The sequence below is a fragment of the uncultured Rothia sp. genome, from assembly GCF_963555405.1.
Taxonomy (GTDB): Bacteria; Actinomycetota; Actinomycetes; order Actinomycetales; family Micrococcaceae; genus Rothia.
The window spans coordinates 26040-47354 of the sequence record NZ_CAUVVO010000013.1; the positions used below are offsets into that span (position 1 = coordinate 26040).

The 21315-nt window shown below is 59.6% G+C and carries 14 protein-coding genes; 10 read left to right on the forward strand and 4 right to left on the reverse strand.

Annotation, left to right across the window (positions count from 1 at the left end):
• Positions 1-210: 210 nt before the first annotated feature.
• The 3 genes from RWL87_RS08065 to RWL87_RS08075 all read left to right on the forward strand — a co-directional run bounded on the left by RWL87_RS08065 (position 211) and on the right by RWL87_RS08075 (position 4675).
• The gene (locus RWL87_RS08065; protein WP_313969526.1) at positions 211-1971 is read left to right on the forward strand and encodes an ABC transporter ATP-binding protein; all 1761 of its coding nucleotides are present in this window, start codon (positions 211-213) and stop codon (positions 1969-1971) included.
• Positions 1972-2006: 35 nt separating this feature from the next.
• A complete protein-coding gene (locus RWL87_RS08070; RefSeq protein WP_313969527.1) occupies positions 2007-3008 on the forward strand; it encodes an aldo/keto reductase in 1002 nt (333 codons plus the stop codon).
• A gap of 179 nt (positions 3009-3187) precedes the next feature.
• Positions 3188-4675 carry a sugar porter family MFS transporter gene (locus RWL87_RS08075; RefSeq protein WP_313969528.1) on the forward strand — a complete coding sequence of 496 codons (1488 nt, stop codon included), beginning with the start codon at positions 3188-3190 and terminating at the stop codon, positions 4673-4675.
• An 84-nt stretch (positions 4676-4759) separates the two neighbouring features.
• Here RWL87_RS08075 and RWL87_RS08080 read toward each other — a convergent pair whose 3' ends face one another.
• Complete coding sequence (locus RWL87_RS08080) at positions 4760-5041, reverse strand: type II toxin-antitoxin system prevent-host-death family antitoxin (RefSeq protein WP_005509047.1); 282 nt, start codon at positions 5039-5041, stop codon at positions 4760-4762.
• 493 nt (positions 5042-5534) lie between these two features.
• Here RWL87_RS08080 and RWL87_RS08085 point away from each other — a divergent pair, with 493 nt between their 5' ends.
• Both RWL87_RS08085 and RWL87_RS08090 read left to right on the forward strand, forming a co-directional pair.
• On the forward strand, positions 5535-6743 hold the full coding sequence (locus RWL87_RS08085; RefSeq protein WP_313969529.1) for a hypothetical protein: 1209 nt from the start codon (positions 5535-5537) through the stop codon (positions 6741-6743).
• Positions 6744-7028: 285 nt separating this feature from the next.
• Positions 7029-8240: a cytochrome P450 gene (locus RWL87_RS08090; RefSeq protein ID WP_313969530.1), complete on the forward strand. Its 1212-nt coding sequence runs from the start codon at positions 7029-7031 to the stop codon at positions 8238-8240.
• Positions 8241-8446: 206 nt separating this feature from the next.
• On the opposite strand, the gene RWL87_RS08095 is transcribed toward RWL87_RS08090, so the two are convergent.
• Together RWL87_RS08095 and RWL87_RS08100 are read right to left on the reverse strand one after the other, a co-directional pair.
• Positions 8447-9346 (reverse strand): lytic transglycosylase domain-containing protein, encoded by a 900-nt coding sequence (locus RWL87_RS08095; RefSeq protein ID WP_313969531.1) that lies wholly within the window; start codon positions 9344-9346, stop codon positions 8447-8449.
• A 252-nt stretch (positions 9347-9598) separates the two neighbouring features.
• Positions 9599-12499, reverse strand: a complete 2901-nt coding sequence (locus RWL87_RS08100) for a multicopper oxidase domain-containing protein (RefSeq protein WP_313969532.1) — start codon at positions 12497-12499, stop codon at positions 9599-9601.
• A gap of 341 nt (positions 12500-12840) precedes the next feature.
• Between RWL87_RS08100 and RWL87_RS08105 the strand changes: the two genes are divergently transcribed.
• On the forward strand, positions 12841-14229 hold the full coding sequence (locus RWL87_RS08105) for a glycosyltransferase family 87 protein (protein WP_313969533.1): 1389 nt from the start codon (positions 12841-12843) through the stop codon (positions 14227-14229).
• Positions 14226-15818, forward strand: a complete 1593-nt coding sequence (locus tag RWL87_RS08110) for a glycosyltransferase 87 family protein (RefSeq protein WP_313969534.1) — start codon at positions 14226-14228, stop codon at positions 15816-15818. The genes RWL87_RS08105 and RWL87_RS08110 overlap by 4 nt, the downstream gene beginning before the upstream one ends.
• Positions 15819-15937: 119 nt before the next feature.
• Here RWL87_RS08110 and RWL87_RS08115 read toward each other — a convergent pair whose 3' ends face one another.
• Positions 15938-18025: a hypothetical protein gene (locus tag RWL87_RS08115; protein ID WP_313969535.1), complete on the reverse strand. Its 2088-nt coding sequence runs from the start codon at positions 18023-18025 to the stop codon at positions 15938-15940.
• Positions 18026-18267: 242 nt separating this feature from the next.
• On the opposite strand from RWL87_RS08115, the gene RWL87_RS08120 reads away from it, so the two are divergent.
• The 3 genes from RWL87_RS08120 to RWL87_RS08130 form a co-directional block, all read left to right on the forward strand.
• Positions 18268-19248, forward strand: coding sequence for a type II CAAX endopeptidase family protein (locus RWL87_RS08120; RefSeq protein ID WP_313969536.1), 981 nt, complete (start codon positions 18268-18270; stop codon positions 19246-19248).
• Positions 19249-19392: 144 nt separating this feature from the next.
• Entirely contained in the window at positions 19393-20700 is a 1308-nt protein-coding gene (locus RWL87_RS08125; protein ID WP_313969537.1) for a M18 family aminopeptidase, read from the forward strand.
• Between the two features lie 274 nt (positions 20701-20974).
• Positions 20975-21315: hypothetical protein (locus RWL87_RS08130; RefSeq protein WP_313969538.1), on the forward strand; the 341-nt coding region annotated here is incomplete at its 3' end.

The window sequence follows — 21315 nt, forward strand, 5'->3', positions numbered from 1 at the left end:
GCGGGTAGGGCTGTCGGCTGACCCCTGAATGCCCGGCACTATCGCAGATATATCTGCTTAATATTCTTGGACACGCACGAATATGTGTGTTTTATATTTCATTGAGGGGTAGGGTAGCTAGTGAGGCACGGGTAGTGTTTCGATGTCCGCTCATCGAGGAGTTTCAGGACTCAAAGATGAGTTCAATACGACTTTGTGAGCGTGGTGAGAATGAAAAATCTATTTTCTTCTATACTCTGGTCTTTCCGCCTAGCCTGGAAAACCTGTCCCGCGACCCTAGTGAGCACTGCCCTATCGCTAGCCGTCATCGCCTGCATTCCCTTGAGCCAGTCCCTGCTGATCGGTAATACAGTATCAGCCTTGAGCGGTTCAAATGGTGGCGCAGCATGGATTTATATTATTGCTCTTGCCCTTGTTGTCGGAATTAATATCATTGCTCAACGCTGGGTAAGAAGTAACATGCGCATCCTCAAATCAAAGGTGAACTATCGGGTTCACTGCATGTTAAATAACAGGTTATCTACATTTCCGTTATCTGATATAGGTAGCACAAAATCACAGGAAGATATACGTGCTGCTAGAGAGGCAATATCGAAACAGGAATTGCAGGTTCACACCATGTCAGTTATGGCACTGGTGAGTGCCTTCGCAATGGTGTTACTTCTCTGTCTCAATATTGCGAACGTCAGCATTGTGGCAGCAATTTTTGCGGCACTGTGTTCACTACCCCTATCTATTGCAATGGTGATTCTCGCTAAACGTGATTACGCTATATACACCCTAATGTACGAGGACTATCGGGTAGAGAACTACTATCTAGACAATCTGATGGCTCAAAGTCGCGCCCAAGAACTTCACCTCATGAGAGCCTCCCGATTTTTCTCGCAACGCGTAGCGTCCTGGCGACGCCGGGCAGCCGGTAGGGAATTGAGCCTTGAAAGTGTTAGAGGAATCATCTCCATAGTTGCAGGGCTACTCTGCTCTGTCTTACTTTTTGCGTCCCTGTACTTCCTTGTGGATTCAGGCGCCGATATATCGTATGTGGCCGGATCGCTGATTGGAATCATTGCCTGTGTTAACGCGACCCAAGAGGTGGGATATTCATTCGGCCAGATTATTAATGGAGCATTATCTGTTCAGCAATTCCGAAGGGTATGCGACTCTGATACTTACGACCATGCTTCTGAGATAAAAACTTCTAACCCTAACCGTGAAAATATTTCAAAAATTATATGCAAAGATGTATCCGTTCAGTATGAGGGCGCGTCGTCTTTTGCGCTTAAAGATATTAATCTTGAGCTGATGAATAATCAAATGATTGCAGTAGTTGGTGCCTCGGGCGCGGGAAAAACAACGCTAATAAATGCAATTCTTGGAATTACACCAATTGCCCAGGGGAGCATAACGTATAAGGGTGCTTCTTCTGAGAGTAAATACAACATGTTGGCGAATGTTGGTTTGGTGAGTCAAGACTACGGCCGTTATGAACTGACTGTGCGTGAAAACCTCCTTCTGGGTTTGCCGCAGGCTGCGGTTGAGCGTCTTGGTGATGCTGATTTGTGGTCGGCTTTGTCGGTGGCTTGTGCTGATGGTTTTGTGCGTGGTCTTGAGGGTGGTTTGGATGCTCAGTTGGGTGAGTCGTTTGGTGGTGTTGGTCTTTCGGGTGGTCAGTGGCAGCGTTTAGCCTTGGCGCGTGTGGTTCTTCGGGATGCGCCGGTGTGGGTGTTGGATGAGCCGACCAGTGCTGTGGATGCTGAGACTGAGGAGGAGATTTTTGCTCGGTTGAAGGTGGCTGCTGGTGGGCGGTTGGTGGTGTTGGTGTCTCATCGTGCGTGGACGTTGCGTGGTGTTGATTCTGTGGTGGTGTTGGATGGTGGGTGTGTGGTGGAGCAAGGAACCTACCAAGACCTAACCACCGACCCCACATCACGCTTCAGGAAGCTCTTCGCCTCCCAACTGGAGGGGAAATAACCACGCAACATACCCGCACAACGTAGAGTTAAAACATGGAACGTATCGAATCTCCCGTCTACCGCAGGCTCGGCAACTCCGGCCTCGTCGTACCCAGCGTCGGCATCGGCTGCAACAACCTCGGCCGCCCCGGCACCCCCACCCGCACCCAAGAAGGCACCAACGAAGTCATCGCCGCCGCAGTCGACGCCGGCATCAGCTTCTTCGACATCGCCGACCTCTACGGCGCCGAACCCGGCCTCTCCGAAACCATGTTCGGCACCGCCCTCACCCAGCTCGGCCTCGACCGCGACGAACTGACCATCGTCACCAAATTCGGTCTGCCCGTCGGCGACCTCAACGGCAACGACCGCAACGCCCGCGGATCCCGCCGCTACATCATGCGCGCCGTCGAAGGATCCCTCCGCCGCCTCGGCACCGACTACATCGACCTGTACTTCTACCACAGCCCCGACCCCAACACCCCCATCGAAGAAACCCTCAGCGCCCTCGACCAGCTCGTACGCGACGGCAAAGTCCGCTACCTGGGCCACTCCAACTTCTCCGGCTGGCAGCTCGCCCACGCCGAACACTGCGCCCACGAGCTCGGCACCGAACGGTTCATCGTCGCAGAAAACCACTACAACCTGCTCGACCGCCGTGCAGAACTCGAAATCCTGCCCGCCGCACGGCACTTCGGCATGGGTGTGCTGCCGTACTTCCCGCTCGCTAACGGCCTGCTGACCGGCAAGTACCGCCGCGACAACATTCCCGCCGGTTCGCGCCTGTCCCACTCCAAGAAGAACGTGCTCGACGCCGCCAACTGGGACCAGCTCGAGGCCTTCCACACCTTCTGCACCGAACGCGGCATCACCGAGGTGCAGGCCGCCTTCTCCTGGCTCGCACAGCAGGCACCGGTCACCTCCGTCATTGCCGGTGCAACGAGCGCTGAGCAGGTGCGCGCCAACGCACAGGCTGCCTGCCTGCGCTTCGACGCCGACGACCTCGCCGCCCTGGACGCCATCTTCCCGGCACCAGAGAAGATCGCGCTCTTCTAAATGCGGGCTCCTTCTCAAGGGGCACTCAGGCGGTCACATATGGCGGCCGTAAAATATGCTGAAAAATGTGCGTGGTGAGAAATAAATATCACCCGCCGAGCGTTTTCGCTAGGATTAGGTGAGGTGTGTCTAACCTGACGCACCTCACCTAGCCCACTGACAGTGCTGAAGAACCACCAATGTCGGTGTACTCTCCCCCTAACTCCTCGGCATCAAAGGACACCATGAGCGCACAGAGCACCGCCTCCACCCTGCCCCCTCTGGGCACCGGGAAGCACAGCCGATACCTCGGCATCATCGCACTCATCGCCACCTTCGGCGGTCTACTCTTCGGCTACGACACCGGAGTGATCAACGGCGCGCTCGAACCCATGAGCCGCGAACTCGGCATGGACTCCACCGCCCAAGGCTGGGTCACCGGATCGCTCGCCTTCGCCGCCGCTATCGGCGCACTCGGATGCGGCCGTATCTCTGACCGATTCGGCCGCCGAACCACCATCATTGGGCTCTCCACCATCTTCTTCATTGGTGCCCTGGCGTGCGTCTTTGCACCCAACGTCGCCGTACTCATCACCGGACGCACCCTGCTCGGCCTGGCGGTCGGCGGCGCCTCCGCCGTGGTGCCCGTATTCCTCGCGGAGCTCGCACCCTACGAAATTCGCGGCTCCCTCTCGGGTCGCAACGAACTCATGGTCGTGGGCGGTCAGCTCGCCGCGTTCATCGTGAACGCCCTCATCGGCAACCTGTGGGGTGAGCATGACGGCGTGTGGCGCTGGATGTTCGCCATCTGCACCCTGCCCGCCATCGGTCTGTTCGTCGGCATGCTGCGCGTGCCCGAGTCGCCGCGCTGGCTGCTGCGCGTCGGTAAGCGTGAGCAAGCGCTGGCGGTTATGAAGCGTATTCGCTCCGCTGAGCGTGCCGAGGCCGAGATTGCCGACATTGAACGCACTCTGCAGGCGGAGGCGACCACCCAGAACACCGCGGCGGGTAAGGACAGTGCGGGCGTGCGCGGCTGGTTCGTGCGCATCCTGCTCGTCGGTATTCTCGTTGGCGCGGGTCAGCAGCTGACCGGCATCAACTCGATCATGTACTACGGCATTAAGGTGCTCAAGGAAGCTGGTTTCAGCGAGTCCGCGGCGCTCATTGCGAACATTGCGCCGGGTACGATTGCGGTGCTCGGCTCGATTCTGTCGCTGCGTCTGATGGAGCGTGTGCCGCGCCGAGTCATGGTTATTACCGGCTATAGTTCGACCGCGTTTTTCCACGTGCTGATTGCGGGTGCATCCCTGCTGCTGCCCGCCGATAACGAGGCGCGCCCCTGGATTCTGCTGGTGCTCATCGTCTGCTTTGTGGGCGCGATGCAGACCTGCCTGAACGTATCCACCTGGGTGATTATGAGCGAGCTGTTCCCGCTGCGTGTGCGTGCGGCGGGCATGGGTATTTCGGCGTTTAGCGGATGGATGATGAACGGTGCGCTGTCGCTGGCGTTCCCCATGATTCTGGGTACGGTCGGTCTGACCGGCTCCTTCATCGGTTTCGCCGTGGTGAACGTGGTCATTGCGCTGCTGATGTTCCGCAACCTGCCGGAGACTCGCGGCGTGAGCCTGGAACAGGTGGAGCGCGGCGTGATGGACGGCAGCATCTACCCCTCCGCAGGCAAGCGCTAAACCCGGCGGGTTTTTAGGCATGAGTGAGGCGGGCGGCCCCTCCCCGGTGGAGGTGCCGCCCGCCTCGCAATATGTGCTGAGAGATTAGTCTGCAGGGTTCTCTGCGAGGAACTCGTCGAGGCCGATGCGGTAGCCGTCATCTTCGGCGCGTGCCTTGCGAAGAGCCTCAATGTCGAGGAGCTCTTCGTACTCTTCAAGTAGCTTCAAATCTTCGTAGGAGATGAGCGCGGCAACAGTCTTTCCGTTGCGGCTGATGAGCGGACGTTCGCCGGAGAACACGGCTTCGTTGACTTTGGTTCCGAGGTTGTCGCGGAGTTCTTTAAGAGTCGTGACATTGGAACGAGTCCGGTGAGTGGTGACAGTCATGACTGGTTCCTTTCAGGGGTTGATGCGTTAGCTCCGAGGATAGTTCTTGTGCAGGTTCTATTCAAGGAGCTACAGAGTGAAGAAGGGTACAGGGCGCGAGTAGGGAATTACCGCATTCTATACACCATTGATAACGGGGCGTTTTTCCTGCATTGATAATTCCCTTAACGATAGAATGAGGTACGGAACACTAAAAACTCGCCTGGTCAGAAATAATATCTAAGGTATGACCTGCTGAGTTAGACAGTTTCCGGTGTTATGTATCGATGAAGACATAAGACCAAGAGTGGGATGCCAAGAGGCAACCCTCCAGAAAGGAGGGTGTCATGAACACCCTGCACGCCAATTCTTATAACTGCTCGCAGCTAGTTTGGGCTACCTATAAGAGCACGGACCCTAACGTGGACCTCGACTCTGACGGTGGCCCCGGCGTATACCCGACAGACATCCAGAAGTCACACTGGGTGCATCACTACGAAACGAGGTGGTAGCAATGACTGCATCCCGTTTTTCAGGAAGCCTGCGTCTGGGACTCATTGGTGCCCTCCTCCTGTCAGGCTGTAGTGCGACCATCCCGGTAACAAACGACCCCCGCAAAGCCCTCGACGAAAGCAGCATCGCCATATCCATTGCAGGCGACTCAAGATACCTGCCGCATGCTGGAGGAGGCGTAGCATTCTACAACTCACAAACCCAAAAATGGTCAAGAATCAAAAATGTTGGGGTTCGAAACTCGCCAATTGTATACAAAGATAAAAACCTGTATTTCACAGATACAAATTCGCTATTCACCCTCTCCGATAAACTGCACACATACCCAAAGAAAACCAAAAATGATTACAGTGAAGATGTGTACGTTGCAGACGATAGCACTATTGTAGCTATAGATAATTACGGAGGGGATGGAAATGGTGATTACCTATTCCTTGTGACAATTGTAAAAGATGGTGAGGTGAGGGAAGAGAGAATTAAAAATAATTTACTCTTCACAGCTCAGTGCGCCGACGGCAGCATATGGGGCTACGACAAAATCAGCAATTACGAAGGAACAGATAACCAATACCTACACCCAAGGAACCCCACATACCTTACCCGTGTGTACCCGAACCCTTCAAATGAAAAAATGTTCTCGAAGAGTCTCGAAAGTAACACAATGGAAGGTTCCTACATTGTGTGTGCAGGAAATAGAATTGTGAAAATCCATGATACTTACCCGCAAAGCATTACCGACTACCAATATGCAGATTTAAAAGATATTGACGGATCCATGCTCGAAGTAATTAATGTGCAAACAGGCGAGCATACAGAACGCCAAATTACCGGTGAAGTGAGCAAACGTGTACATGGAAAAAATGTTCCTTCAGGTGCACCGTATGCAATACACGCATACGGGGACGACATCTGGTGGGTCCATCACGACGGGCGAATCATCTCAACCAATATTGATACCGCCCACAACACTGTACGATTCAGCCTCAAGATCCCAGAAGGAGTAAAGGAAGTCTCTACATACTACTGGACCGAGAAGAACCTCTACGCCATGTACGAGCTGCAAGGAGAAACCTATATTCAAGCCTATTCCGTTGAGTCCGGTGAACTCATCAAAACCCAGAAAATACCGCACTACAACGCTCTTCTGAACGGGCGCGAATACCCCTCATACTTCGTTATTACAAACGAAGAGAAATTCCTTAAAAACTAGCCCCTCGCGTTGAAATACTGCATAGAGTGAGGCGGGCGGCCCCTCCACCGGGGAGGGGCCGCCCGCCTCATGCGTCCCGTGACCCGCCGCCCCTCGCCGCGACCGCACTGTTCGTTGAATGAGAAGCAAGGAACCCCTACCCTGCGCCACCAACCCATAAGTGATACGGTCAAAGAACAAGTAATGGCTACACGTGCTGAAATGCACGCCCGACCCTGCCTCATACGCATCGCCCGGACGCCCGCATCCAGCACGCCACAACTCTATAACGAACACGGGTGAACAATGACTGAGAACGTACACAACGACTGGGACCTCCGAAGCGAAGAGGTCCAGAAGGACCAGGTAGCTGCCTACGACGCAATGCGCCGCCGTTGCCCCGTCGCCCACGACGAATTCATGGGCTACTCCGTCTTCAAAAACGCCGATGTACAGCACGTACTCGACCACCCCGAAATCTACTCCAACGTCGTCTCCACCCGCCACATCGCTGTCCCCAACGGCATGGACGCACCCGAACACACCACCTTCCGTGCCGTTAACGACAAGTACTTCACCCCCGAACGCCTCGAAAAGTTCGCACCCGTCATCCGCGACGCCGTGAAGACCCTCATCGCAGAACTGCCCCGCGGCGAAGAAGTAGACGTCATGCAGGGCTTCGGCCAGGCATACGCAATGCGCGTGCAGAACGCCTTCATGGGCTGGCCCGCATGCCTCGAAAAGCCGCTCACCGAATGGATCGAGAAGAACCGCGTCGCCACCCTGCGCCGTGACCGCGCAGAAATCGCTAAGGTCGCCCTCGAATTCGACGGCTACATCCGCCAGCTGCTCGACGAACGCCGCGAGGACGCCGCCGCCGGCAACCCCAAGGACGTCACCGCCGAACTGCTCACCGACACCGTGCAGCTGCCCGGCGAAGAACCCCGCACCATGACCGACGAAGAAATCGTCAGCCTCATCCGCAACTGGACCGTGGGCGAGCTGTCCACCGTCTCCGCAACCGTGGGCGTGTTCGTGAACTTCCTGGCACGCAACCGCGCCGAGCAGGACCGTCTGCGTGCCTCCCTCGCCGACGGCAACGCACTCGACGACCGCAGCGAAATCGCCCTCGCCGTCGAAGAAATCATGCGACTTGAAGACACCCTCGTCACCAACCGCCGCATCACCACTCGGGACACCGAACTCGGCGGCCGCACCCTGCCCGCCGGTTCCCGCGTGACCATCAACTGGGCCAGCGCCAACCGCGACGAGGACGCCTTCGAGGATGCCCTGACCTACAACCCGCACCGCGACCAGTCCCGCAACCTCGTGTACGGCGACGGCATCCACGTTTGCCCCGGTGCGCCCCTGGCACGCCTGGAGCTGCGCATCCTGCTCGAGGAGCTACTGCGCGGCACCAAGTCGATTGAGATTGCGGACGAGAGCGAGAAGCCCGCAACCGTGAACGCCGTGTACCCGGTCTCCGGCTACTCGGTCGTGCGCGCCATCTTCAACTAAGGAGTTATCGGCATCGGCGGTGCCGCTCGAGTGGAATGAGCCGGATGCCGTAGCATAACGCGAGAGGCGCCGAACCCCTTTGATAGGGGTTCGGCGCCTCTCGCTGTAAAGAGTGAATAGGGGCTAGAATACACCGCCCACTATAGACGGAACAGAATATTCTTTAATGGCTATATACACTGGTCGGTTATCTCAGTGAGCTGAGTCTAGCGGCCGGAACTCGTTGCCGAAGGCTTCGCAGAAGAACGGGCAGAACCGCTCGCAGACGGGCGAGCCGAAGCACTCGCAGACGCCGAGGCGGAAATCTCCGCCGCCGCGCTCGCCGACTCCTCAGCCGATAGCGGCGTACCATCTGCATGCACACCCGCCATTGCCGGGGTCACGCCATTCACGAAGCTCAGCTTCGCCTGCTTGAAGTGATAATCCGGGGAGCAAGTCAGCTTGTACTTGGTATCCGCCAGCTCGCGAATCGTCTTCACATAATTCTGGGTCTCGGGGAAAGGCGGAACGCCGCCGTACTTCTCCACGGCTCCGGGGCCCGCGTTATAGCCGGCGAGCACCACATCCTGTAGCTCATCCTCATTAGAAGCGTACTTCGCCAAACGGGTGCGAAGCTCGGACAGGTAGCGGGCCTGCGCCGCAATCGCATCGTGCGGGTTCAGCACGTTACCGCCGTTGCCGAAGCTGTAGTGCTCGGCGTTCCACGCCTCATCGGTAAACTGCGCGATACCCTTAGCGCCCTGGTGGGACACAACGCCCACGCGCCAGTGGCTCTCGGTCTCAATCTGCGCGGTCATCACGCCGGGGCGGAAACCCGACACCTTAGAGCCCTCCTCAAAATCGGATCGGAGAGCCGCCGGAGCATACGAAAGCTCCGTCATGCCGCAATAGTCATCGTAGGTGGCCGCCAAACCGGCGACGCCGCCGCCCAGCAGAACCGCCGAAGCGACAATCTGCCAGTGTGCAAGTACCCCGGCGAGAAAGCGCAGCGGGAAAGCCTTGCGCGGCCGAGGGGAAGAAGTCTGTGCGTCCGCCGAAGCGGAAGTGTGGTTGGAGGCGCTCGTAGCGTTACGCTCGGAAGGGGCGCCCGAAGTGCTATGTGCCATCCATCCAGACTAGCGCACCCGAGCCGCGGATGCCGACAAAATACCCGCGGATGAGGCTAAAAGCATAGTCAGCGCGGGATGCGCGCCCCGCCCCAATCCAGGCAAACGGCCTGCCCGCCCGCCTGCGAGAAGGGAAGAAACCGCCCGGAAAGGCCCCCCGGGTAGCAGAGGGCCCCGCCGCGCGCATCCGAGGATGCACCCGGCGGGGCCTCACGAATCCCGCTGCCGCGAGGGCTCGGCTCACGGGGTTGCCTAGCGGTCGGTCACCACAATCTTGCCGGCGGCGCCGCGCTCCATCTCCGAGAAGGAGTGGTTCACGAACGTGTACGTGCCGGACTCCAGGAACTGCATCTCCACGAAGCCGCCCTGGGCGGGCGCCAGATCCAGCGCCTGGCTGTGGCCGTCGCGGCTGCCGAACGCATCCGCGCCGCGGCGCATCAGGTAGCCGCCCTCCTTGTAGACCGTGTCGAATTGCGAACCGACCACGTGGAAGCTCGTGCCGTGGTTCGGGCCAGCAGCCATCACCCAAACACGGATACGCTCGCCCTTCTTCACCTGCAGCGGCTTCGCCTTGTACTGGGTTGCGTGGCCGTTGAACATGGTCAGCGTGGGGGTGCCCGCCGCGATCAGCTCCGGCGAGTTCTCCGCCAGCTTGTTGCCGTCGGAGGCGGTCTTGCCGGTGTCGTGCAGGTACGCCTCGCCCTGAACCATCACGTACTCGTGATCGACCGGGTCAAGGTCGGCAGGGTCGATAATGACCGCGCCGTACATGCCCTGGGTCATGTGCAGGCTCAGCGGGGCGGTACCGCAGTGGTACAGCCAGATGCCGGCGGCCTTCGCCTCGAAACGGTAGACGAGACGCTCACCGGGGGCGATGGTCTTCATCGTGTTATCGGGGGAGACCATGCCCGCGTGGAAGTCGAGCGAGTGGCCCATCGTGCCGTTGTTGACGAGTGTAATTTCAAAAATGTCGCCGACCTTGCCGCGCAGAATCGGTGCCATGTTCTGCCCGTTGAACGTCCACATGTGAACGGTCACGCCGGGCGCTACCTCGCGGTCGACCTCCTGCACGTCCAGGGTGACCTTGCGGACGGTCTTGCCGTTCACTTGCTCGGCGGTGTTCGGTGCCGGGATGTTCGGGTCGCGGTACTTGTAGCCGCTGCCGGGCGCTGCAGACATGTCAATCTTGCTGTTCGCAACGGTCATGAGGGTCGGGGTGTTACCCGACGCAGCATGGTTGTGGCCGCCCGCAGAACCGTGGTTGTGGCCGCCCTGCGCCACCTGGTTTGCGGAGGCGCCGGTCGCCTTCACCTTGAACACCATGCCGAGGGCGCGGTGACCCGCCACGGAGCAGTAGCCTTCCTGGTCGGCGGTAATGATACCGGCGTCAACGGTCTTCGTTTCGCCGGGGTTGATGGTGCCGGTGGTCGCGCCGTTGTCGAAGGTCAGGTCGTGGGTCATGCCCTGGTCGTCGTTGGTGACCTCGACGACCAGGCGGTTACCGGCGGGAACCTCCACCTCTGCGGGAGTGAAGCGGTAGTTGCTGGTCGCCTTCACCTGCACGGTGGTGGTCTGGCCGGTCGCCGCCACGGAACCCGACGAAGAAACCGACGGCAGGTTCAGCGCGGACGGGTTCACCGCAAAGCCCAGCAGGAACGCCATAGCCACCGCCAACGCCGCCTGGAAGCTCTGCTTGGCGTGCGGGACGGGTTCGGGGGTGAGCGCCTCCTGGGTGAAAACGGGCTTCTCGCCGCGGGCGCGTGCCGCCATCATTTCCTTGCGAGTGTTCACGGACGCCTTCACGCCGCGCACCATGAGCGGAATGAACGCCATGAGCGCCAACGCACCCACGATAGCGACGGCAATCTTAATAGACTGACCCACCACGGAGCCGGGCATCATGAAAATAACGAGCGCCAGGTTCACTGCGGTCACGCGTGCCGCCGCGAAACGGCTGAACTCCTTGTTGGAGGCGCGCACCACCGCCGGGCCGCCACCCATCAGCTGAGGCAGCAGGTAGCTCATTGCACCCAGCAGCACCTGCAGCAGGAAACCCACCACGAAGATGGGGGTGACCGCGCGAACATCCATGACGGCGAACGGGGTGGTTGCCACCATGTAGGCGGTGGTCGTCACGCCAACAATCAGCCAGAGGAAGCCCATGCCGACGCTCATCGGCGGGTACTCGGTCGGGCGCTTGGTGCGCAGGGTACGCACCATCACCCAGGCGACAATGAGCAGGCCGAGCAGGTAGACGACCAGGCCTGCGGCGGCGAGCGGACGCATCCCGAACATGGAGCCGACAAGGGACAATGCCAGACCGCCGCACATCAGGTACAGGGCGCGCAGGCTGTGAGTGAGCGCCTTATCAACCATCTTCGTGCGCAGCATGGTCGGCCAGAAAGTCACCAACGTACCCACCACGGTAATGCCAACGAAGCCGAGTACGTTCACGACCTCGTGCGCGAGCAGGAACTGGGCGTGCAGGGTGCCCTTCAGGTTCGGGTAGGCAATCATTGCGCCAAACGTCGCGCCGAGGGGCAGCATGAGCGCCGCAGTAATGTAGAAGCGAATCGTCACACCAAAGCGCGAGGGCAGGGCCTGACGCACCTGCTTCAGTAGGTACAGGGCGTGCCAGGCGACCATCGAACCGACGATGAGGGCACCCACCACCGTGGCGGCGTACAGCCCGGGTACGCTCAGCTGACCGATCATGCCGATTATGAGCACGAGAATACCGGCGTTCAGGATGAAGATGCGGCGCACCTGGGTGCCGCGGTGCTCGTCCGGGATTTTGATCTTCATGAGCGCTTCGGTGAAGTGCTGCGACCAAATCAGAATCGAGTTCGTAATCAGGCCGAGGGTGACGATGTGCACCATCAGCCAGCCGCTATTCGGGATGAACTTATGCAGCAGAAGCACGGCGATGAGGGTGAACATCCAGTGGGAGACCGGCTTGGAGGCGCGGCGGTGCCACGTACCGCGACCGGATGCACGGCGTGCAATCTCTTCGGGGGTGAGGTTCGCGCCGGGTGCCTCAGCGGGACGCATGCCAATGCTCAGGCCGGAGGAGCCGCCTCCGGAGACGTTCGCGCCTGCGGGCTTGCCGCTCGTGTTCTCGCCTTCGGGTGGGGTGCCGAGATGTTCACTCACGTGATCACTGCTTTCACTGCTGGTTGTTCGTGGACGTCGGTGTGCTGGGCACCGTCAGCCCCTGCGTTGGGGCGGGTGCCAATAAGCCCATTATATTGCCCGGTTAGTACCAATTTTGAAGACATTACGTGCATATGAAGGCGGCTTGTAGCGTGATAGTTCTGCTTGCGCACCCGAGCGAATCTGCCCCTGTGAATCTGCCCCTGTAAATCTGCCCTTAGGATTCTTCTCCCCGATGCACCCTTCACAGGTGCGCGCGATAAACTATTAGGATTCCAAAATCAGATGCCCGCCCACCCTAAGCGCGCATCCGCCGGCACCAAGGTAAGGACAAGCACCTCGTGACAAGGACTGACTCCACTACCCCCGTGTGGGGAAAAATCGCCATTGCGGCACTCATCCTCATCATTGGCGGTGGATACGTCGTCAAAATGCTCACAAACCCCTTCGCCGGTATGGATTTCTCCATCTACCGCCTGGGCGCGATGACCATTTTCGATAACGAGGGCTTCACCCAGGACCTGTACTCCCCGACTCTGAACGATCACGGCGTCATCAAGCCGCCGTTTACGTACCCGCCGTTTGCGGCGATGCTGTTCTTGCCGTTCGCGTTCCTGCCCCTGGAAGTCGGCAAGGTCATTATGGTGGTCGGTTCGGCTGTGGTGGCGTGGTGGCTTTCCACGATCATTTACAACTACGTGAATGCGCGCGGCCGCGAACTGCCCCTGCAGCAGTATTTTGGTCGTGCCGGCACGATTGCGGTGCTGACTATTCTGGTGGTTTCGGCGGGCCCGTGGCAGCGCACCCTGGATCTGATTCAGATTAACCCGTTCATTACGGCGCTGATTCTTGCCGATTTTGTGCGCCCGGCAACCCGTGTGCCGCGTGGCGTGCTGATTGGTATTGCGGGCGGCGTGAAGCTGACCCCGCTCGTGTTCGGTCTGATTCTGCTGGTTCGCCGCGATTGGAAGGGCATTGCGACCCTGGGTGCGACGTTCTTCGGCACCATTGCGTTGGGCTTCATTCTGATGCCCAAGGACGCGCCGGAATTCTGGTTCTCCGCGCTGACGAACCCCTCGCGTGTGGGCGGCCTGAACTTTGTGGATAACGTCTCGATTCAGGGCTGGCTGCTGCATTTCGGCCTCTCTGAGAGCGCCGCGAAGCCCGTCTACTACGCCCTGGCGCTGGTCACGATCGTGCTGACCGCCGCGTTGCTGTACCAGCTGGAACGCCGCGGTGCCGCGCTGGCGCAGGTGGCGGTGACCGCCTCCCTAATGGTGGCGCTGTCGCCGATTAGCTGGTCGCACCACAACGTGCTGCTGCCCCTGCTGGCGTTCGTGTTCATTATGGATGCGTTCCCGACCTATTTTGCGGTTCAGCCTGCGTGGCTGCGTGTTCCGGCGACCGTGTTCGCGGTGGTTGCGGTGCTGGGTCTGTACATTTCACCGATTAAGATTGCGTCCTGGTTCCACGGTAGTACCGATGGTTTGGAACAGTTGGCTCCGGGCGCGTTGGCGGTTTCGGCTATTCCGGCGTTCTGCCTGTGGGTGACGATGACGCTCTGGTCTATTGCCGCTCTGAGCGCGCCGGTGCGTGGCGCGAAGGTTGAGCCCGTGCAGTACGGCTCCGTGCGTAGCGATGCGCCGCTGGGCTGGTGGGGCGCTCGCGCCCTGGTGACCGAGAGCGCCGAGTCTGTGCGTGCTACTGCATCTCGTGAGGCAACCGCGTGAGCCGCGAGAAGGAACTAGAAAAGACCCCTGTGAATACTGATAAGAACACCGCGAAGAGCGCAGAGAAGACCGCTGAGAATACCGAGGCGGCTGCTCCCAGGATTCCGTGGGCTTCGGCTTCCGTTGCTGAATCTGCGGCGGTTACGGAACCGGCTGTTGAGAGCACTGAGCCCGTTGTGGAGTCCGCCGCGTCCTCTGTAGCCACCGCGGAAAAAGCGGCAAAGGAAGCCGCCGCCGAAGAAACCGCTATAGAGCCCGCAAAGCCTGCGCGTCCCGGCTTCTTTGACCGCATCCCCGGTCTGCGTAGCGGCGCTCTCTGGGCGCACCTGCTGTTCATCCTGGTTGCCCTCTACGCCTTCGACTACGTGACCCACGCGGCGGCTGACGATATTTACGTGTACCGCCTGGGTGCTGTCTCCCTCGCGGACGGCCCGGACGGCTACCAGCTGTACGGCTTCCGCACGCGCGGCCTGCCGTTCACCTACCCGCCCTTTGCGGCGCTACTCTTCTACCCGCTCGCGTTCCTCACCGAACCGCAGAGCATGCTACTGATTACCGCCATTATTTGCGCGCTCTGCTACTGGTGCGCGTACCTGCTGTACTCTTACGCGCGTAGCCGCTCGTGGCGTCTGCCGATGCAGAAGCACGTGGGTCATTGGGGTATGGTGTCGCTGATTGCGGCGCTGATTTGGATGTGCGGCCCGTGGCGTTTGACCACGCATTTCGGGCAGATTAACGCCATTATTCTGATGCTGATTCTTGCCGATTTTATACGCCCGGCAACCCGCGTTCCGCGCGGTGTGCTGCTGGGTATCGCGGCGGGTATTAAGCTGACCCCGCTCGCGTTCGGTCTGCTACTGCTCATGCGTAAGGACTGGAGGGGCATCGCGACCCTGGGCGCGAGCTTCGCCGCGACCGTGGGTATCGGCTTCCTGGTGATTCGTGAGGAGTCGTTCACGTTCTGGTTCCACGCGGTGCGTGACACTTCGCGTGTGGGCTGGTTCAGCTACTTCGATAATGTGTCGATTATGGGCACGCTGACCCACGCGGGCCTGCAACACCACCTGACGGCGACCGCCCTGTCGGTGGTGCAGGTGGCGTTGACCCTGCTGATTGTGCTGGTCACGGCGGTTCTGCTGGTTCCGCTGATTCGTGCCCGCGCGCTCATGGCGCAGCTGGCGCTGACCGCGTTCATGATGCTGCAGATTTCGCCGATTAGCTGGTCGCACCACAACACCTGGTACCCGCTGATGCTCGCCGCCGTGGTCATGGAAATCTTCCCGCTCATGTACCAGCGGGTCAGCTCCTTCGTCTTCACGCTGGCTGTTATTCTGGCGACCGCGGCGCTGGTGGGCATGTACATTTCACCGTTCTGGATCGTGCTGGCGCTCTCCCCGCACTTCAGCTCAGATCAGATTCTGCTGGTGCCGGAAGGCTCCCTGGGCCTGATGGCGGGCACCATGCCGTACCAGCTGATGTACCTGTTCATCCTCGTCACGTTCTTCGTGTACCTGGCGAATCGTCAGCTGGTGGAGCGTGCGGCACGCGCCGCAGGTGACGAGCTGGCGGAGGCGAAGTACTCCCGTTAAGGCGGCGGGCGCCTCCAGCAGGTGCACAGGCCTCACCGGGCATAAAAGTATCCCCCGCACCCATCACGGATGCGGGGGATAACTTTATGCACAACCTGCTGACCTAGTCAGCCAAGCTGTTAGTTAGTGCCGATGCTCCAGGTGATGTTGGAGTCGGTACGAACCTGCAGGTAGCTCTTGTTGCTCTGAACCCACTGTATGTTGCTCTTCACGGTCGGGATGGTCGAGGAGAAGAACGGGTCGTTCTTGGTCGCGTTCAGAACGGTGAAGCCGCGGGTGGTCGGGCCGCTGGTCTGGAACTCCATGGTTGCCTCGGTGCCTTCGTAGGTGAAAGCGTAGTAGTTCATGGTGCTCTGGAACTTCTCCCCCTTCTTGTAGTGGGGTGCGGAGTCTGCATCGTAGACGCGGATGGTCCACTCGCCCTTACCGGTCAGATCCAGCTTGCGGGTGGGGGTGGAGTGGCTGCTCGCGTCAATCCACGCGGTGCCCTTGATCTCCTTGCCGTCGCGGCTGGAGTCGAGAACGCTCACACCCGAGGTGAGGTTGCCCTTGTCGTCACGGCTGGTGATGAAGGCGTTGACCACACCCTCTGCGGGCTTGAACTCGTAGTAGATCAGGCCTGCGGACACATCGCCCTTGATCTTCTCAATGTCGATGGTGTCCTTGTTGTCGGCGACGGTCTTCTTGTATTCCTTGAACTCGCCCTCGGGCATCTTCGCTTCAGCAGCAGCGATGGGTGCTGCGGAAGAAGCGGAAGTACCTGCCGCCGCGCTTTCGGATGCGGGAGCTGCGGAAGAAGCCTCAGAGGAAGCTGCCGCGGAGGACGCCTCAGCGGAAGTAGCCGCCGCGCTCGATGCCGCCGCAGAATCGGAGGCGGGGTTCGAGTTACCGCGCGGAATCAGCATGACAATCGCCAGGATGATGACAATCAGCAGAGCCAACGCACCGCCGATAACACCCCAAATCTTGGTGCCGGAGAACAGACCCTTCTTCTCAGAGCCGTCCTCGCCGTTGCCCTGGTTGCCGGGCTCGGTCATGTAGGGGTTGCTGAGCGCCACGGTTGCCTGGTCCTGATCGGAAACCTGACCCTGGTAGGGCTGCTGAGCGTTGTACGGCTGACCCTGGTAGGGGCTGCCCTGGTACTGACCGCCCTGAGCGTTCTGACCCTGGAAACCCTGGTCCTGGTAGTTGCCACCCTGGAAGTTCTGGCCCTGGAAACCTTCAGCCGAGTTCGGCTGGAAGCCGTTCGGTGCCTGACCCGCCGGGATGAACTGTGCGTTCTGGTCGCCCTGCACGTTCTGACCGGGCTGTACGTTCTGGCCGGGCTGTTCCGAGAGGTTCACGGTGCGCTCGGACAGGTTGATGGTGCGCTCGGTCTCGGGGGTGTGGAACTCAACGAGCGGGGAGCTCTCGATAGTGTGGGCAGTCTCTTCGGTGGAGGCGGGAGCCTCAGCAACAGGTGCCTCAGCCGCGGGAGCCTCAACGACCGGCTCGACTGCCGGCTCGGATGCAACGGGTGCCTCGGGGGCAACCTCTGCGACGGGCTCAACAACCGGCTCTGCAACAGGTTCGGAAACGACCGGCTCAGAAGCGGCAGGTTCGGAAACAGCGGGCTCGGACAGTGCGGGCTCAGCAACTACAGTCTCTTCAACCGCGGAAGGCTGGGACGCAAGAACCTGCTCGGGCAGAGCGGTGCCGGTCAGCGGAACCTGAGTCAGATGACGCATCGGCTTCGGCTCAGACTCCTCAGCGGACTCCTGAACGGGCTCAACCGCGGGCGCCTCAGCCTGGGGTGCCTCTACCTGCTGTGCCTCAACGTGGGATGCCTCAGCCTGGGGAGCTGCAACCTCCGGAACCTCGACGATCTGCTCACCTTCGAGCTCAGCGGCGAGCTGCTCCAGGTCAACGTTCTCAACGGTTAGTGGCGCCGCAGCCTCGGCGGGCTGCTCAGTCTCAACAGCAGGCTCGGCAACTACGGGCTCAGCAACCTGCTCAGCCGGAGCCGCCTCAGCAGCGGGCTCCTCGGGAACCAGCGGCTCAATAGTAGCCTCTTCAACCTGAATGGGTTCGGGCTCGGGCTCTTCGACCCACAGCTGCCAACCTTCAGGAACGGGACCCCACGCGGGGTCGGGGCGCCACGTAGGAGTGGGGGCCCATCCGGCAGGAGGAGCGGGCCAGTTGGGCGGCGGATTGAAGACGAGTGCCATAAGAAAGCAGCCTTTCTGGTGCTGAAAAAACACCCCGGAAGAGCGGTCATCAGCGACTATGTATATGAGCGTATTGTCGCTACAAATTATGGCATAGGTTCAGAAAATGAACCCCGTGAATGGTGGGTTTTCAGCCTTATTCACGGCTTTTTCAATGGTTTTGAAACAATCCGTATCAATCAGCACTTGAAGGTTTCAGTATGCCCGGTCACCATCGAGCCCGCGAAGGATAGGATTAAAGAATGAACACGACACCGCCCCCCGCGCCCCCGCAGGTAGCACCCGGAACCCCCGCGACTGCTACTGTGCCTGCCGGTCTTGCCTACCACCGTCTCTCTCACGCCGACCCGAAATCCCGCTGGTTCTCACCCCTGCTGGAAGGACTGCTCGGCGTCGCCGTATTTATTGGCCTTAACCTAATCATTTCAGTTGCCTTGGCTATGACGATTATGGGTTCGGGACTTTCCCTCCAGGACGTCGCTACGAACCGCGCCGTCATTATGGAACACCCGGCGCTCTTCGCTCTGACCTTCCTCTCCCTCATTGCCATTGTGCCTTCGCTCTTTCTGGCGCGCCTGGTCGTGGGCCCGAAGCCCTGGGGTCTGATCCATTCGGTGGCGGGCCGTCTGCGCCGCTCGCTACTGCTTCCGTACCTGGGTTTGAGCTTCGCTGTCTACGGCATCTACTACGCTGTGATGCTGGCATTGAGCGGTGAGAGCCTGCCCGAATACCGCTATTTTCAACCTCCACAGGTTGAATTTTGGGTTTATGTGGCGATGATGCTGCTCCTGGTACCCGTGCAGTGCTACGCCGAAGAGCTCGCCTACCGCGGCTTCATGATGCAGATGCTGGGCCGCTGGCTCCGCACCCCCTGGCTACCGATTGTGCTGCCCGCCGTGCTGTTCATGCTCTCCCACGCTTACGACCCCTGGGGTCAGAGCACGATTCTCGCGATGGGTATTTACGCGGGTTTCCTCTGTTGGTACACCGGCGGTCTGGAAGCCTCCATCAGCCTGCACGTGGCAAATAACGTGATTCTGATGCTGCTGTCCATGGTGGCTGGTCTGGATCCGTTCGCCTCCGAGGGTGTGACCCCCGTGGATGCACTGCAGGGTATCGCTCTGGAAGGCGTGTACGTGGTGCTCGCCTGCCTGATCTTCAACGCGCGCGCTCGCCGCGGCGAGGTTTCACGTGAAACACAACCGCTCAAGGTTGATAAATAGGCCATTTGGTAGGTTGCTCTAACCCAGCTACCCCAGCCCGCCCGCCCCGCTCCATTCGAGCCTCACCAGGGCTATTACTCCACGCCGCGTGGACTACCAGCCCCGGTCACCCCGTCAACACCCAAGAAAAGGTAGGGTTAAACCATGACTGTTGATGCTGTAAAAAATATTGAAGACCTCGCCGCATTCGTGGCGGAGTCGCCGGTCTCTTACCTCGCCGCGCGCACGGTAGCGCGCCGCCTGCAAGCAGCGGGCTTCACCGAGCTTGTAGAGACCGAAGCATGGGACCCGCAGATCGCAACCGGCCGCCACTTCGTCGCTCGTGACGGCGCGATTATCGCCTGGGCTGGTGGCGCGAAGGCGCAGAAGGCAAGCGGCTACCGCGTGCTGGGTGCGCACACCGACTCGCCCTCCCTGAAGGTCAAGCCCTCCTCCTCCATCACCACCAAGGGCTGGCACCAGATTGCCGTGGAGAATTACGGTGGTGCACTGCTGAACTCCTTCCTGGACCGCGAGCTGTGCGTGGCGGGTCGCCTCACCGTCCTTGAGGGCGGGGAGTTGAAGGACCGCCTGGTGCGCACCGGCCCGATTGCGCGCATCCCGCAGTTGGCGCCGCACCTGGACCACAAGCGTAACGAACTGGTGCTGGACAAGCAGTTCAACATGTACCCCGTGTGGGGTGTGGACCCGGCGGAGAATGATGTGCTCGGCTACATGGCGAAGCACGTGATTGACGGCGAGCCGGTCGACCCGCAGAGCATTGTGGGTTACGACCTGCTGTTTGCTGATTCGCAGCCGCCGCGCCGTTTTGGTGCCGATCAGGAGCTGTTCGCTTCCGGTCGCCTGGATAATCTATCCTCGGTGCACGCTGGTTTGACCGCCCTGGAGCGTTACGTTGCCGATAACGCGGATGAGCACGCTACCGAGACTGTGATGCTTGCGGCGTTTGACCATGAGGAGCTTGGTTCGGAGTCGCGTAGTGGTGCGGCGGGCCCGTTCCTGGAGGATATTTTGGTGCGCCTGTCCGCTGCGCGCGGTGAGAGCACAGAGGAGTACCGCCGTTCGGTGGCGGCGTCGTTCTGCCTGTCGGCTGACGCCGGTCACCTGGTGCACCCGAACTATCAGGGTCACCACGACCCGACCGTGCAGCCGCTGCCCGGTGGTGGTCCGTTGCTGAAGATTAACGCAAACCAGCGTTATGCGACGGATTCGGTGGGTGCTGGCGTGTTTGCTGCGGCGTGTGCGAAGGCTGGCGTGCCGTATCAGGAGTTCGTGTCGAATAACAATATGCCGTGTGGTTCGACGATTGGCCCGATTACGGCGACTCGCCTGGGTATGCGCACTGTGGATGTGGGCATTGGTCTGCTGTCGATGCATTCGATGCGCGAGATGTGCCATGTGGACGACATGGCGTACATGACGCGCGCGGTGGAAGGCTTCTTCCGCCTCTAAATTGAACCCCGCTGAGGTATGAGTAGCTGGGGTGTGGGCGCCGGGAACGTAAGGTTCCGGGCGCCCTTATTTTTTAAAAATTTTTTCAAAATTTTTCGGGGGGGGGAGAGAGTGTTTACCTCTTGAATAGGGTCTATGCATGCTGTAAAGTAACCCACAATACGTTATGCACGTGTTGCACACTACTTATTTTTGAGAACTTTTCACCAATGATGGTGCGCCATCAGCTCGTCACCGGCGTAGCGAGCGAACCCCAACATGAAGGGCGGTTCCCATGTTCTTCGATATTTCTCTGATTCCGCTGGCGGTTTTGGTCATTGTGGGTCAGCTGAAAAAAGCACCACCAAGGTTGCTAAACAACCCCAGCTATCAGAAGCAGAAGGAGCAATCGCGAAAGCACCTGCGTGCCCTGGATGTGCTCGGCGTGGGTTTTGCTCTTGCCCTGATGATTATTCAGTGGGGTAACCCCGCGTTATCGCTTGCCTATCGGGCAGTCATTATTTGGGGGGTTCCCAGCCAGCTGTATAGGCTCTGGCAGAAGTTCAATGTGCCGCGTGGGGTACTCTTCGCGTGTGCTATTGCGCTAATCATTATTGAGTTTGGGTTGGCGCTCCT